13 protein-coding genes, 1 pseudogene and 1 riboswitch are annotated in these 14,921 nt (G+C 62.2%); of the genes and pseudogenes, 9 read left to right on the top strand and 5 right to left on the bottom strand.

Annotation, left to right across the window (positions count from 1 at the left end; genetic code table 11):
• Positions 1-65 precede the first annotated feature (65 nt).
• The 3 genes from LDZ23_RS00500 to fliT all read left to right on the top strand — a co-directional run bounded on the left by LDZ23_RS00500 (position 66) and on the right by fliT (position 3,548).
• Positions 66-1,523 (top strand): flagellin N-terminal helical domain-containing protein, encoded by a 1,458-nt coding sequence (locus LDZ23_RS00500; protein WP_008351908.1) that lies wholly within the window; start codon positions 66-68, stop codon positions 1,521-1,523.
• Positions 1,524-1,684: 161 nt separating this feature from the next.
• Positions 1,685-3,226 (top strand): flagellar filament capping protein FliD, encoded by a 1,542-nt coding sequence (gene fliD / locus LDZ23_RS00495; protein WP_033536557.1) that lies wholly within the window; start codon positions 1,685-1,687, stop codon positions 3,224-3,226.
• A 22-nt stretch (positions 3,227-3,248) separates the two neighbouring features.
• Complete coding sequence (gene fliT / locus LDZ23_RS00490; RefSeq protein ID WP_008351912.1) at positions 3,249-3,548, top strand: flagellar protein FliT; 300 nt, start codon at positions 3,249-3,251, stop codon at positions 3,546-3,548.
• Between the two features lie 127 nt (positions 3,549-3,675).
• Here fliT and LDZ23_RS00485 read toward each other — a convergent pair whose 3' ends face one another.
• Positions 3,676-4,686, bottom strand: coding sequence for a sodium:calcium antiporter (locus LDZ23_RS00485; protein WP_008351914.1), 1,011 nt, complete (start codon positions 4,684-4,686; stop codon positions 3,676-3,678).
• A gap of 88 nt (positions 4,687-4,774) precedes the next feature.
• Positions 4,775-4,950, bottom strand: a riboswitch (yybP-ykoY riboswitch).
• Between the two features lie 163 nt (positions 4,951-5,113).
• Between LDZ23_RS00485 and LDZ23_RS00480 the strand changes: the two genes are divergently transcribed.
• Positions 5,114-6,709, top strand: coding sequence for an ABC transporter substrate-binding protein (locus tag LDZ23_RS00480; protein ID WP_008351917.1), 1,596 nt, complete (start codon positions 5,114-5,116; stop codon positions 6,707-6,709).
• Positions 6,710-6,715: 6 nt separating this feature from the next.
• Here LDZ23_RS00480 and LDZ23_RS00475 read toward each other — a convergent pair whose 3' ends face one another.
• Positions 6,716-7,789, bottom strand: a complete 1,074-nt coding sequence (locus tag LDZ23_RS00475; protein ID WP_008351918.1) for an MBL fold metallo-hydrolase — start codon at positions 7,787-7,789, stop codon at positions 6,716-6,718.
• A gap of 105 nt (positions 7,790-7,894) precedes the next feature.
• On the opposite strand from LDZ23_RS00475, the gene LDZ23_RS00470 reads away from it, so the two are divergent.
• Genes LDZ23_RS00470 through LDZ23_RS00455 form a run of 4 tightly spaced genes read left to right on the top strand, consistent with a single transcriptional unit; the run spans position 7,895 to position 12,150 of the window.
• Complete coding sequence (locus tag LDZ23_RS00470) at positions 7,895-8,317, top strand: MerR family transcriptional regulator (RefSeq protein ID WP_008351922.1); 423 nt, start codon at positions 7,895-7,897, stop codon at positions 8,315-8,317.
• A 34-nt stretch (positions 8,318-8,351) separates the two neighbouring features.
• On the top strand, positions 8,352-10,154 hold the full coding sequence (aceK, locus tag LDZ23_RS00465) for a bifunctional isocitrate dehydrogenase kinase/phosphatase (RefSeq protein ID WP_008351924.1): 1,803 nt from the start codon (positions 8,352-8,354) through the stop codon (positions 10,152-10,154).
• A gap of 30 nt (positions 10,155-10,184) precedes the next feature.
• Positions 10,185-10,964, top strand: a complete 780-nt coding sequence (can, locus tag LDZ23_RS00460; RefSeq protein ID WP_008351926.1) for a carbonate dehydratase — start codon at positions 10,185-10,187, stop codon at positions 10,962-10,964.
• Positions 10,957-12,150, top strand: a complete 1,194-nt coding sequence (locus LDZ23_RS00455; RefSeq protein ID WP_008351928.1) for an acetyl-CoA C-acetyltransferase — start codon at positions 10,957-10,959, stop codon at positions 12,148-12,150. Before can ends, LDZ23_RS00455 begins: the two co-directional genes overlap by 8 nt.
• 172 nt (positions 12,151-12,322) lie before the next feature.
• Here LDZ23_RS00455 and LDZ23_RS00450 read toward each other — a convergent pair.
• The 3 genes and pseudogenes from LDZ23_RS00450 to ubiM all read right to left on the bottom strand — a co-directional run.
• Positions 12,323-12,610, bottom strand: a pseudogene (locus tag LDZ23_RS00450) (PIN domain-containing protein); the annotation flags it as partial.
• The gene (locus tag LDZ23_RS00445; RefSeq protein ID WP_008351930.1) at positions 12,597-12,848 is read right to left on the bottom strand and encodes a hypothetical protein; all 252 of its coding nucleotides are present in this window, start codon (positions 12,846-12,848) and stop codon (positions 12,597-12,599) included. The gene LDZ23_RS00445 and the pseudogene LDZ23_RS00450, both read right to left, overlap by 14 nt.
• A gap of 91 nt (positions 12,849-12,939) precedes the next feature.
• Positions 12,940-14,121 carry a 5-demethoxyubiquinol-8 5-hydroxylase UbiM gene (ubiM, locus tag LDZ23_RS00440; RefSeq protein WP_008351932.1) on the bottom strand — a complete coding sequence of 394 codons (1,182 nt, stop codon included), beginning with the start codon at positions 14,119-14,121 and terminating at the stop codon, positions 12,940-12,942.
• A 118-nt stretch (positions 14,122-14,239) separates the two neighbouring features.
• On the opposite strand from ubiM, the gene LDZ23_RS00435 reads away from it, so the two are divergent.
• Positions 14,240-14,917, top strand: coding sequence for an SDR family oxidoreductase (locus tag LDZ23_RS00435; protein ID WP_008351935.1), 678 nt, complete (start codon positions 14,240-14,242; stop codon positions 14,915-14,917).
• Positions 14,918-14,921 lie beyond the last annotated feature (4 nt).

Below are 14,921 nucleotides of genomic sequence, written 5' to 3'. Positions count from 1 at the left end.
GACCGCCAGGCAACTTACTCGGTGCTTTAGCCAAAGCCAGATACAGTCTCCCAGGAGAGAACAAAATGATCGGTATCAACAGCAACATCAACTCGCTGGTTGCACAGCAGAACCTCAACGGCACGCAAAGCGCGCTGTCTTCGGCGATCACCCGCCTCTCGTCGGGCAAGCGCATCAACAGCGCTGCTGACGACGCAGCAGGTCAGGCAATCGCGTCGCGCATGACGTCGCAGATCAACGGTTTGAACCAGGGCGTGTCGAACTCGAACGACGCGGTCTCGATGACGCAAACCGCATCGAGCGGTCTGACCCAGATCTCCGACAACCTGCAGCGTATCCGCCAGCTCGCGGTGCAATCGGCGACGGGCTCGCTCTCTTCGACCGACCAGGCCGCTCTGCAAAAGGAGGTTGCCCAGCGTATCGCTGAAGTGAATCGTATCGCTTCGCAAACGACGTATAACGGCTCGAACGTGCTCGACGGCACCGCCGGCAAGGTCAGCTTCCAGATCGGCGCGAACGTCGGCCAATCGATCTCGGTCGATTTCTCGCAAGGCGTGTCGGCGGCTTCGCTCGGCAGCGGCTCGGCAAGCAAGGGTTCGGTGCTCGGCACGGTCAGCGGCCTCAGCCTGAAGAGCGACGGCACCGCGGCGGCATCGGGCACTACGCCCGCCATCACGTCGCTCAATATCCTTGCTGACGGCAAGGGCGGCTACACGTTCACGGATCAGAACAACCAGGCCATCGACAAGACCGCCAGCGACGCGCTGTTCACGGTCACTTCGAGCGTGGCCGGCGCACCGAGCACGATCACGGCCAAGGCTGGCGGCGCGCTCGCGCCGAGCAGCCAGTTCGCAGCACTGAGCACGGCGAACACCGCAAATACGCCGAGCGCTCCTGCACAGTCGGGCACGGTCATCGGCACGGTGTCGAACCTGAACATCGACGCGGCGACGGGAAAGGACGCAACCTCTTCCACGACGTCGTTCATCACCTCCGTGACGGCGAAGGCCGACGGCGCAGGCGGTGTCACGTTCTTCGACCAAGACGGCAAGAGCCTCGGGGACGGCATTGCCGCCGGCTCGGTTGCGAAGTCGTTCCTGACGGTGAACGCAGGCGCAACGACGACTCCGACGACTTTCTCGCTCACATCGGCCGCGAACGTGTCGGCCAACACCGCAGTTGACGCGGCCAGCAAGCTGAACGCCGCTCCGAGCCTTGCGGACATCGACATCAGCTCGACGGGTGGCGCCAACGCCGCGATCCTGTCGATCGACAACGCGCTGAACACGGTCAACTCGCTGCAAGCAAACCTCGGCGCTGCGCAAAACCGCTTCACGTCGATCGCTTCGACTCAGACGCAACAGTCGACCAACCTGTCGTCGGCACAATCGCAAATCACCGACGCGAACTTCGCGCAGGAAACCGCGAACCTGTCGAAGGCTCAAGTGCTGCAACAAGCTGGCATCTCGGTGCTGGCTCAAGCGAACTCGATGCCCCAGCAAGTTCTGAAGCTCCTCGGCTAAGCAACATCGCCGACGCTGTAGCCGGCGCGCATCGGCAAGTACAATGCGCGCCGGATGTAAAAAGCATTGCGTCGGGAGCTCGTCTCCCTGTGCGCGTTTTCGGGAGACGATTACTCCCGCTCAATTCCAAGCGATCGCGAAGCAATACGACCGGAGTACTCATGACCACCGTAGCCACGACAACGGGTTCCACTGTCGATCCGACGAGCGCCGTACAGCAGGCCGCACAGTCGATCATCAGCGGTTCCACGAACTCCACGATGGACGTGAACTCGCTCGTCAGCGCGATTGTCAACGCGAAGGTCGCAGGACAGACCGACGCGCTCAACAACAAGAAGACGGCCGACAACACGCAGCTCACCGCAATCGGCACGTTGAAGTCGGTACTCTCGCTGCTGCAGAGCTCGATCACCAATCTCGCGAACGGCACCGCGCTTTCCGCCTTCACCGCCACCGCTGACGGCAAGGGTCTCACGGCCACCGCGGGCAGTGGCGCGGTCGCGGGTGGCTATTCGGTGAACGTGCAGAACATCGCGACGTCGCAGTCGATCACGTCGGGCGCGTTCAAGTCGACCGACACCCTCGGCAGCGGCTCGATGACGATTAACGTCAACGGCAAGCCTAGCACGATCAAGATCGACAGCAGCAACAACACGCTCTCGGGCATCGCTTCGACGATCAATTCGGCGTCCGACAATCCGGGCGTCACCGCGACCATCATCAACGGCACGGACGGCGCGCACCTCGTGCTGCGCTCCTCGTCGACGGGACTGTCCAACGGCATCAATATCACGGTCGATGCGGACGACAGCACGTCGCCGCTCAACAAGCTCGCAGTTAAGACGACGACCGTGGCCTCGAGCACGGCCGCCGATCCCAACGATCCGACCAAGACCATCACTACGCCCGCGCACACGTCGATCGACAGTACGGGCGGTTGGAACCAGAACACGGTCGGCCAGGACGCGAATCTGACGGTCGCGGGCACGGCCGTAGTGAGCTCGAGCAACACGATCAAGGACGCAATCACGGGCGTTTCGATGACGCTCGCGTCGGACTCGGTCGGTACGACGCAGACGCTCACGATCGGCCAGGACGTCAGCGGCCAGAAGACGACGATCGAAGCATTCGTCACGGCGTACAACAACTTCGTCAGCACGGCGTCTTCGTTGACGTCGTTCGATTCGACTCAGGCAGCCGGTTCGCAAGGCGGCGCGCTGCTCGGCGACTCGATGATGAACTCGATCAAGAACACCATCTCGAGCACGATCAGCCGCGCGATCGGGACTGGCAAGGATCAGGTGAATCTCGCTTCGATCGGCATCGCGCTGCAGCCCGACGGCTCGCTCAAGACCGACGAGGACGCGCTTACCGATGCGCTCACGAACAAGAGCGGCACGATCGCATCGCTCTTCAACTCGACCAATGGCGTCGCGGCGCAATTGAACAAGAGCCTGACTTCGTTCTTGCAGACCGGCGGCCTCATCGACACGCGCACCACCGCGCTCAACACCGATTTGAAGAACATCGCCGATCAGCAGACGCAGCTCACCGCTTATACGCAGCAATTGACGACGTCATATAATCAGCAGTTCACGGCGCTGAACACGCTGATGTCGTCGATGACGCAGCAGTCGAGCTATCTGACGGCGCTCTTCGGCGGCTCGAACAGCGCCGGCGCGATGTCTGACTCCAAGAAGTAATTGCTGAAGGAATCGACGCATCATGAACCAGAATGAACTGATCGAGAACGCGTGGGCATTGACTGAGGCGATCGAAGAAGCCGTGAGTCAGAGCGACTGGGCGCGCGCCGCCGAACTCGACTCAGCGCGCGCGCCGCTCGTGATGTCGCTGCGGGCGGACCAGCCAGTCGAGGCGGTCGCGTTGATTCGGCAGATCCAGGCGAGCATCGACGCGGTTGCCGCGCGTGCAAAAGATGCGCAAGCGACGCTCTCCGCCACGTATCGCCGGGCGATGGAGGGCGCGAAAGCCGCTGGACGATATCATCAGGCGGCGCGGTTCTAAAGTTTCCCGCGCGTCTGCCGATAACCCCTATAAGAACAACAAGAACGACGCGCCGGAATCATCGGCGCGCTGCTTCGCTCTTCGATGCCCGCCTCGCGCGGGCATTCTTCTTTGTGCCGCAGCTTTCTCAGCGCCCGAGCGTCAACGCGAGATAGGCCGCGTACAGCACGCCGTTGCCGAGCAGCGCCCACAGCAGGACGCCGTCCTCCTTCGCATTGAAGCGCAGCCACGCCGCCGCCGCGAGCGTGATGAGCACGCCCGTCAGCACTTCGATACGCGGCTCCCACGGCGTCAGCATGATGCCGATGGCCGGAAGCAACGTCCCTTGAAACACCATCGCGCCGGTGATGTTGCCGAACGCGAGCGTGTCCTTTCCTCGGCGCGCCCACAGAATGCTGTTCACTTTCTCGGGCAGCTCCGTCGCGATCGGAATGATGATGAGCGACAGCAGCAGCGCCGAAATTCCCAGCGCATGCGACACGCCCTCGACGCCGTGAATGAAGCCCTTCGCGCCGCCGACGAGCAGCACGATGCCGAAGAAAAACTGCAGCATGATCGTGCCGAGCGACGTTTTCAAACCGAGACGCGAAGCGAACAAGGCCTCGGGCGCTTCCGTTCCGTGTCCGCCCTCGACGAGCTTCGCCGAAGCCTTGAACGTCGAAATCACATAAACGATATAGAGCGCGACGAGCCCGACCGCGAACAACGCGCGCACTTGCCACGCGTGATGCGGCACGAACATCGCGGCGCACGCGATGAGAAACGCGACCAGAAAGAAGTTCAGATCGCGCACGAAGCCGCTGCGCTCCGGCACGATGCGCCCGCTCATGCCGCGCGACTTGAGGATCGCGAACGTCATCAGACACGTCGAAAGCGTCGCGAGCATAAGCGGCGCGCCGAGAATCGCGCCGACGCCGATCTCTTCGTTGACCGCACGGCTCGTCGTGCCGCCGAGCAGCGCGATGATCGGCACCGTCGTCTCGGGCAATGCCGTGCCGACCGCCGCGAACAGCGATCCGGTCACGCCTTCGGAAATGCCGAGCCGTTCGCCGAGATGTTCGAGCGCATTCGTGAATAGCTCCGCCGCGACCAGGATGATCGCGAGCATCAGCGCGAGTTCGAGAAAGAGCATCGTCATGCGGCACCTCGCATCGAAACATGCGACGGGTGCGCGAGCGTGCGCGGGAAACGGGGATGTTGTAGTTGTGGGGACACGATGATTCCACGGCCGGACGTCGAGCGAACCACGATGCGCCACGCGCCGTCCGGCCAGGAACGACATAGCGCATCGATGGTCTCGCCAAACCGTTCCGGTCGAACGCGCCACGGCAGCAGGGCCGAGGATGTTGACGCGTTCTCCTTCGCTCGCGAAGGAAGGCTACTCCCCAAAGAAGGCGCAAGTTTAGCCCGATGCGCCTCGTTTCGGCAACCCGCGGAATAAGCGTATGCCGATCGGATCGTTGTCGTCGACGGATGCATCCGCTAATCTGGCCGCGCCGGGCGCGTCGCTTGCTGCGCGTGCTCAAGCTCATCCACGAACAAAAATGAAGATCACGGGAGATCTCATGCGTCTGAAACTCTTCGCCGCGGCCGCCGCGATGGCCATGCTCGCCGCGCCGATGCTCGCGATGTCCAAGCCGCTCACCGTCTGCACCGAATCGAGCCCGGACGGCTTCGATGTCGTGCAATTCAATTCGCTCGTAACGACCAACGCATCGGCGGATGTCATCTTCAATACGCTCGTCTCCTACGACGAAGCCGCGAAGAAGGTCGTGCCCTCGCTCGCGGAAAAGTGGGACGTGACGAGCGACGGGCTCACGTACACATTCCATCTGCGTCCGAACGTTCAGTTTCAGACGACCGATTACTTCAAGCCGACGCGTCCGCTCAGTGCCGACGACGTCGTGTTCACGTTCTCGCGCATGCTCTCGGACGACAATCCGTGGCACAAGATCGCGGGCGCGAGCGGCTTTCCGCACGCGCAGTCGATGGGCCTCGTGAAGCTCATCAAGGCCGTATCGAAAGTCGATGACCATACCGTGAAGTTCGAGCTCAACGAGCCGAACGCGACCTTCGTGCCGATCCTCACGATGGGCTTCGCATCGATCTATTCGGCCGAATATGCGGACAAGCTGCTGAAGGCGAACCAGCAGGTCGATCTGAACAGCAAGCCGATCGGCACCGGCCCGTTCGTGCTGAAGAGCTACACGAAAGATTCGGTCATCCGCTACGACGTGAATCCGTCGTACTGGGGCGCGAAACCGAAGATCGACCGGCTGATCTACGCGATCACGCCCGACGCCGCCGTGCGCGCGCAGAAGATCAAGGCGGGCGAATGCCAGATCGCGCTGTCGCCGAAGCCGCAGGACGTCATCGACGCGAAGAAGGACAAGTCGCTGAAGGTGAGCGAAGCGCCCGCATTCATGACGGCGTTCGTCGCGCTCAACACGCAGAAGAAGCCGCTCGACAATCCGAAGGTGCGTCAGGCGATCAACATGGCCTTCGATCGCACGACCTACATGAAGACCGTGTTCGACAACACGGCGACGCAAGCGGTGAATCCGTATCCGCCGAATACGTGGAGTTACGACAAGAACATCGAGGCGTACAAATATTCATCCGCCGATGCGAAGAAGCTGCTCGCCGATGCGGGCTTTCCGAACGGTTTCGACACGACGATCTGGGTACGCCCGAACGGCAGCGTGCTCAATCCGAATCCGAAGGCGGGCGCGGAATTGCTGCAAGCCGATCTCGCGAAAATCGGCGTGAAGGCGCAGGTGAAAGTGATCGAATGGGGCGAACTCATCAAGCAGGCGAAGCAGGGTCAGCACGACATGCTGTTCATGGGCTGGGCCGGCGACAACGGCGACCCGGACAACTACATGTCGCCGCTTTTCAGTTGCAACGCGGTGAAGTCAGGCATCAACTTCGCGCGCTATTGCGATCCGCAACTGGACAAGCTCATCGCCGATGGCAAGTCGACCGCCGATGTCGCCAAACGCACGAAGTCGTATATCGATGGGCAGAAGATCATCCACGATCAGGCGCTGTGGATTCCGCTCGTCTATCCGACGGCGGCGGCGCTCACGCGCGCGAACGTCAGCGGCTATAACGTGAGTCCGTTCGGGCGCGTGAATTTCGGCGCTGTTTCCGTGCAGTAAGCGAAGTCAGGCCGGCGTGAAGCGGATCACGCCGTCAGCGCCGGTCTGACGTTTCAGCGTGCCATCGAGCCAAAGCAGGTTCAGATGCGCGAGCGCTTCGCCGAGCGCGAACGTCATCTGATGGATATCGAGCTTGCGCTTGAACATGATAGGGACGATGTCTGCGGCGCTGCATGGCTTTTGAGCGCACGCGTCGCGCACTTCCGCCAGCCGCGCGCGATGATGCTCGCGCAATTGCCCGATGCGCGTTTGCACGCCGCGAAACGGCTTGCCGTGTGAGGGCAGCGCGAGCGTATCGGCGGGCATGGTTTCGTAGCGGCCGAGCGATTCCAGATACAGCGCAAGCGGATTGCCTTCCGGCTCGACTGCGAACACCGACACGTTTGTCGAAATGCGCGGCAACACCATGTCGCCGGAAATGAGCAACTTGTCGGCGGCGCAGAAAAGCGCGCTGTGCTCCGGCGAATGGCCGTAGCCCGACACCACTTCCCAATTGCGCGCGCCGATACGCATGACATCGCCATCGCGGATACGCCGATATTCCGCCGGAATCGACGGCACGAGCGTCGGGTAATAGCTATCGCGCTTGCGCAGCGCATCGAGCGACGCTTCGTCGGACAGGCCGTGCGCCGCGAAATGCGCCGCCGCTCGCTCGCCGCCCGCGTTCGAGCCGTCGCCGGCGGCCATCACGCGGCCCATCGCGTATTCGCCGAGCGACATCCACAGGCGCACGTTCCATCGATTCTTGTCGCCGCCCGTGCAGATCCAGTCGGCAAGTCCCAGATGATCCGGATGACAATGCGTGACGATCACACGCAGCACCGGCTTTCCATCGAGCACGGAATCGAACACGCGCTCCCAGTTCGCGCGGATCGTATCGCTCGAAATGCCGCAATCGACGACGGTCCAGCCTTTCACACCGTCGATTTCATCGGCGAGCAGCCACAGATTGATGTGATCGAGCGCGAACGGCAGCGGCATGCGCAGCCAGAACACGCCCGGCGCCACTTCCATGACGCCGCCCGATTCGGGCAGCCGGTCCGCGAAAACATAGTCGAGCTGGTGTTCGAGTGCGTTCATTCGGTGCCTGTCTCCGGGTTTGCGCCGCGTTGCAATTTGGCCAAGTTGACGATAACGTAAACGTCCATTCTAACGTTGCGCGCGCATTTGCGCTGCCGGCCGGCAATGACCCAACCGACGCATTACACGATCACCGAACTGGCGCGCGAGTTCGACATTACGCCGCGCGCCATTCGCTTTTACGAAGATCAGGGGCTGCTCGCGCCGAAGCGCGAAGGCTCGAACGGCCTGCGGCGTGTGTATTCGGCGCGCGATCGCACGCGCCTCAAGCTCACGCTGCGCGGCAAGCGGCTCGGTTTCACGCTGTCGGAAATCCGCACGCTGCTCGATCTGTATGACTCGCCTACCGGCACCGCGACGCAGCTACAGGCTTTCGTCGATACGATCGCGGCGCATCGCGAAGTGCTGCAGCGTCAGCTCGAAGACTTGAACACGACGCTCGCCGAACTTTCCGCGTATGAGGAACAGGGCCGCGCGCTGCTCGCGGCGGGCGCGGAAAAGCGTGCGCGCAAACCCAAAGCGGCATAACGCGTGACGCCCGCACAGGAAGCGCAGGGTCGATATGAATCATTTCCCCAAGCTGCTCTCGTCGCAAATCGGCTTCGATGTCGCCAAGACGATACTCGAAGGCTTCGAGCATCATTACCGCGTGTTCCGCGAAGCCGCGATCAAGGCGAAGGAGCTATTCGAGCGCGGCGACTGGCTCGCGTTGCAACAACTGGCGCGCGATCGCATCGCGTCGTATGACGATCGCGTCACGGAATGCGTGACGGCGCTCGAAGACGAATACGACGCGGAGAATATCGAGGACGACGTGTGGCAGCAGATCAAGCTGCATTACATCGGCTTGCTGACGACGCATCGTCAGCCGGAATGCGCGGAAACGTTCTTCAATTCCGTGTGCTGCAAGATCCTGCATCGCTCGTACTTCAACAATGACTTCATCTTTGTGCGGCCGGCCATTTCGACGGAATACATCGAGAACGACGAGCCCGCCGCAAAGCCGACGTATCGCGCGTATTACCCGGAAAAGGACGGCCTCGCCGCGACGCTCGAACGCATCGTCACGAACTTTCAGTTGGAACCGCCGTTCGAGGATTTGCCGCGCGACGTGCAATGCGTGATGCAGGCGCTGCGCGAAGCCTTCGGCGATATCACGCCTGCGCCGAACTTTCAGATTCATGTGCTTTCGTCGCTGTTCTTTCGCAACAAGGCGGCGTATGTCGTCGGGCGGATCATCAACGGCGATGCGCTGCTGCCCTTCGCCATCGCGATCCGGCATACGAAGCCCGGCTTGCTCGCGCTCGATACCGTGCTGCTCTCGCGCGAGCAGGTGCTCATCATCTTCAGCTTCTCGCATTCGTACTTTCTCGTCGATATGGAAGTGCCGTCGGCGTTCGTGCAATTTCTGAGCACGATCATGCCGCGCAAGCCGAAGGCCGAAATCTATACGTCGGTCGGTTTGCAGAAGCAGGGCAAGAACGATTTCTATCGCGACTTGCTGCATCATCTGTCGCATTCGAGCGATAAGTTCATCGTCGCGCCGGGCATCAAGGGACTCGTGATGATCGTCTTCACGCTGCCGTCGTTTCCTTACGTGTTCAAGCTCATCAAGGACGCGTTTCCGCCGCCGAAGGAAACCACGCGGCAGAAGATTCAGGACAAGTATCAGCTCGTGAAGCGGCACGATCGCGTTGGCCGAATGGCCGATACGCTCGAATATTCGAGCGTCGCGCTGCCGGTCGCGCGCCTCGACGACGCGCTCATCCGCGAACTCGAAAAGGAAGCGCCTTCGATGATCGAATACGAAGGCGACAAGCTCGTCATCCGGCATGTGTATATCGAGCGCCGCATGGTGCCGCTCAATCTCTTCCTGCAGAACGGCAACGCCGACGACGTCGATCACGGCATCAAGGAATATGGCGACGCGATCAAACAGCTGATTCAGGCGAACATCTTCCCCGGCGACATGCTGTACAAGAACTTCGGCGTGACGCGGCACGGTCGTGTGGTGTTCTACGACTACGATGAAATCGAGTATCTGACCGATTGCAACGTGCGCCGCGTCCCTGCGCCGCGCACGGAAGAGGACGAGCTGTCCGGCGAACCGTGGTATACCGTCGGGCCGCACGATATCTTTCCCGAAACGTACGGCACATTTTTGCTCGGCGATCCGCGCGTGCGCGAAGCGTTCATGCGTCATCACGCGGATTTTTTCGATCCCGCGTTCTGGCAGCATCACAAGGAACAACTGCTGCGCGGCGAACTCGCCGATTTCTTTCCCTATGACCGGGACGTCCGATTCTGCATCCGTTATCCGGAGCGTTTCGACGAGCCCGGCCGATCGGACGCGCGCGCCGCGTGAAGCGCGCGGTCCGGCTTTTGACTTTCGAACATGAACCACATTGACGATAAAACGCCGCTTGCTCACCTGTTCGCAAACAATCAGGAATGGGTCGAACGCAAGCTCGCCGAAGACGCCGCTTTCTTCGAGCGCCTCGCGCATCAGCAGACGCCCGAATATCTGTGGATCGGCTGCGCGGACTCGCGCGTGCCGGCCAACGAGATCATCGGCTTGCCGCCGGGCGAAGTCTTCGTGCACAGAAACATCGCGAACGTCGTCGTGCACTCCGATCTCAATTGTCTGTCGGTGATCCAGTTCGCCGTCGATCTGCTGAAGGTGAAGCACATCATGGTCGTCGGCCATTACGGCTGCTCGGGCGTGGGCGCGGCGCTCGTCGGGCGGCGCGTCGGTCTCGCCGATAACTGGCTGCGCCATGTCGAAGACGTGCGCGAAAAGCACGGCGCGCTGCTCGACGAATGGCCGATGGGCGACGCGCGCCATCGCCGTCTCGTGGAGCTGAACACGATCGAGCAGACCATCAACGTGTGCCGCACGACCGTCGTTCAGGACGCATGGGCGCGCGGACAGGAGCTCACCGTGCACGGCTGGACCTACGGCGTGCACGACGGCCGCCTGCGCAACATGGGCATGATGATCGGCGCACCGGCCGAGATCGATCCGGTTTATCAGTCGTGCGTTGCCGCGATGACTCGCAGCGGCGCGCATTCCGCGGAAAACGATGTCCTCGCGTCAGATGCGGCACTTGCCGAACGCTTGGGCGACGTTCCCGAAGTGATCAAGGGCGTCATCAAGGAGCTGAAACATGAGTGAGACAAGGAACGATCCGATCGTCATCGTGTCAGCGGCGCGCACGCCGATGGCCGCGTTTCAGGGCGATTTCGCGTCGCTGACCGCGCCGCAGGTTGGCGCTGCTGCGGTGAAGGCGGCGGTCGAACGCGCGGGATTAAAACCCGAGCAGATCGACGAAGCCATCATGGGCTGCGTGCTGCCCGCCGGTCAGGGTCAGGCGCCCGCGCGTCAGGCGGCGCTCGGCGCGGGCTTGCCGCTATCCACCGGCTGCACGACGATCAACAAGATGTGCGGCTCGGGCATGCGCGCGGCGATGTTCGCGCACGACATGCTGCTGGCCGGATCGGTCGACGTGATCGTCGCGGGCGGCATGGAAAGCATGACGAACGCGCCGTATCTGCTGCCGAAAGCGCGCGGCGGCATGCGCATGGGTCACGGTCAGGTTCTCGATCACATGTTCCTCGACGGCCTCGAAGACGCTTACGAAAAAGGCCGTCTGATGGGCGCGTTCGCGGAGCAATGCGCTTCGTCGTATGCGTTCTCGCGCGAGTCGCAGGATGCGTTCGCGGTCGAATCGTTGCGGCGCGCGCAGCGAGCGAACGACGATGGCTCGTTCGACTGGGAAATCGCGCCCGTGACGGTGCAGGGCAGGAAGGGCGATACGGTGATCGGGCGCGACGAGCAGCCGTTCAAGGCGAACATCGAGAAGATTCCGTCGCTCAAGCCCGCGTTCGCGAAGGACGGCACGGTGACGGCCGCGAATTCGTCGTCGATTTCCGATGGCGCGGCGGCGCTCGTGATGATGCGCGAATCGACCGCGATGCGGCTCGGCGTCACGCCGATCGCGCGTATCGCCGGACACAGCACGTTCGCGCAACAACCGGCCTTGTTCACGACGGCGCCCGTCGGCGCGATCAGCAAGCTCTTCGAGAAAAACGGCTGGCGCGCGGGCGATGTCGATCTGTATGAAATCAACGAAGCGTTCGCCGTCGTGACGATGGCCGCGATGCGTGAGCACGATCTGCCGCATGACAAGGTCAATGTGAACGGCGGCGCGTGCGCGCTCGGGCATCCGATCGGTGCGTCGGGCGCGCGGATTCTTGTGACGCTGCTCGGTGCGTTGAAGGCGCGTGGGCTGAAGCGCGGGGTGGCGAGCTTATGTATCGGCGGTGGGGAGGCGACGGCGATGGGGGTGGAGTTGGTTTGAGTGTTCCGGGCCGGTCCGGCGCGAGCCGGGCCGCATTCATTCCTATTCGAAGGGATTCAGCATCTCGACGCCCATTCGCTCGAAGTCTCTGACGTTGCGCGTGACCACCATCAAATCCGTGGAAAATGGCCGTTGCGCCTATGCGCTTGTCCAAAGCGAGTTCCGGGTGCGGCGCGCGCAGGTTTCCCCATAGCCTGCCGATCTCCTTGCCCGCCGGCAGGATTCTCGTGTCGTATTCTCGCAGGACGTTGTTCACCCACGATTCGAGCTTTTCGGCCTGCCGTTTATCACCTCTTCGGCGCACCCGCTCGACGCCCTGTCCAAGTTCCGCGACAGTCATGACGGAGAGATGAACGCATCTCTTATCGAGCTTGGCTTGCCGGAAGAACACGCGAACGCCTTCATTGGCGCGTTCTTCGAGTCTCGTTTCACTGATCACGTTCGTATCAGCCAGATACATCGGAGGCTCCTCGTTTCGGATGACGATCGAAGAAGTCGTCCTCCACGTCGAGTTTCGGAAAGTTCAGCAGATGATCGATGAAACGGCTGTTGTACTCGGGACTGTCGATGTATTCCTCGGCCGTCCCTTTGCGGCTTTCGATCTCGAGCTTGCGACGGATGGCAGCCTGTTCCGCGTATTCGCGAATCTCCTCGGCGGTTATATTCCAAGGTAACTCGGCCTTGATGACCTTGAACATGCTCGGCTCCTTATCGATGTTGCGACAGTCGTCACTCTATCGAATTCAATAAGCACGACTAGTCATCCAAACGAAATAAGCGAAATCTCACTCACCCCGCCAGCGACATCGCCACGGCCCGCTTGAACGGCGTCAGCTTCTCTCCGATCCGCAGCATCGCATCGCGCGCGATCCGCGCCGGCAGCGAGTCGCGCGTATAAACCTCCGTGATGAATCGCGTGATCAGATAAAGCGGCCGCGTTTCCTGCCGATGCTTCGCTTCATATCGCGCGAGCAGCCCATCGCCGGCGATGTCGAGCCCCGCCGCCTGCGCGTCGCGAATCGCGCGCGTGAGCGTCTCGATGCCGGCCAGCCCGAAGTTGAACCCGTGCGCCGTGACCGGATGCATGCCGACCGCCGCATCGCCGACCGTCGCAAAACGCTTCGCCACGAAGCGCTTCGGATAAACCGACACCAGCGGATAAACATGCCTCGTCGTGCGCAGCGCCATCGTGCCGAGTCTGCGCTCGAAGCGGCGTTCGATCTCGCGATTGAACGCATCCTCGTCGAGCTTGCTCAGGCGCTCGATGTCGCGCGCCTCGAGCGTCACCACGACCGACGACCGATGCGCGCCCGTCTCCGGATCCGGATTCATCGGCAAGAGCGCGAGCGTCTGCCGGTGGCCGAACCATTCCCACGCCGCGTGATCGTGGGGCACGTCGTGCGTCATGCAGCAGACCAACATCGACTTGCCGAAATCGTGCATGTCGGCGGCGATGCCCATCATGCGGCGCGTCGCGGAGAACCGGCTGTCCGCCGCGACGACGAGCCGCGCCGCGATCGTCTCGCCGCTTTCGAGCCGCACGCGCGCGCCACATGCGTCGGTATCGAGGTCGGTCACGCGTTCGGACGTCATGATGCGGACGTCCGCGCTCACTGCTTCGAACGCGGCGCGCCGGATCAGATGATTCGACACGAGCCAACCGAGCTCGTCGTGACCGGAAAGCGCATGACCGATTTTCATCGCGAACGGCGACGATCCGTTGAAAACGCGCGCATCGGCCAACTGCGATTTCGCGTGCGCGTCGATGCGCTCCCACACGCCGAGCGTCTTGAGAAACGCGACGGATTTCTGCGTCAACGCGATCTCGCGGCCGTCGAAGGCGGGCTCGCGCAGCGCGTCGTGGCTTTGCTGCTCGACGAACACGATCGACAAACCCGCGCCGCTCAGCGCGTTCGCGAGACACAAGCCCGCCGGCCCGGCGCCGACGATCACGACATCGGTTTGCATCATCTTTCCGGTCCTGCTGTTTGAAAGCGCACAACGATAGCCGAAAGGCCGAACGGCGATCCGCGACAGCGGGTCGCGCGTTATATTCACGAAGTCTGTTCACACAAGGAACATGTCGCTCATGAAAACGGTTCTGATCGTCGGCGCGTCGCGCGGCCTCGGCCACGAATTCGCACGCGAATATTGTCGCGACGGCTGGCGCGTGCTCGCCACGGCCCGCGATAAAACCTCGCTCTCCGCGCTCGACGCGATGGGTGCGCAAACCTTCCCGCTCGACGTCACGCAGCCCGAGCAGATCGCCGCGCTCGCCTGGCAACTGGACGAGGAAAAGCTGAATGTCGCGATCGTCGTGTCGGGCGTGTATGGACCGCGCACCGAAGGCGTCGAGACGATCGGCGCGGAGGACTTCGATCAGGTCATGCACACCAACGTGCGTGGTCCGATGCAACTGATTCCCGTGCTCCTGCCGCTGACCGACGCCGCGAACGGCGTGCTCGCGGTCGTGTCGAGCAAGATGGGCAGCATCGCCGAGACGAGCGGCACGACCGGCTGGCTGTATCGCGCGAGCAAGGCGGCGCTCAATTCCGCGCTGAAGGTGGCGTCGCTGGAATCGCGGCATTCGGCGTGCATCGCGCTGCATCCGGGCTGGGTTCGCACGGAAATGGGCGGGCCATCGGCGGCGATCGACGTCGCGCGCAGCGTCGCCGGCATGCGCGCGGTGATCGCCGAAGCGGGCGCGCTGCGCGAGGAATTCAACGGGACTTTCGTGCAGTACGACGGCACGAAGATCGAATGGTGAACAA

The sequence above is a fragment of the Caballeronia zhejiangensis genome (assembly GCF_022879815.1).
GTDB lineage: Bacteria > Pseudomonadota > Gammaproteobacteria > Burkholderiales > Burkholderiaceae > Caballeronia > Caballeronia zhejiangensis.
Note: the sequence above shows the minus strand (reverse complement) of the source record. Positions and strands in the feature narration are given on the sequence as shown.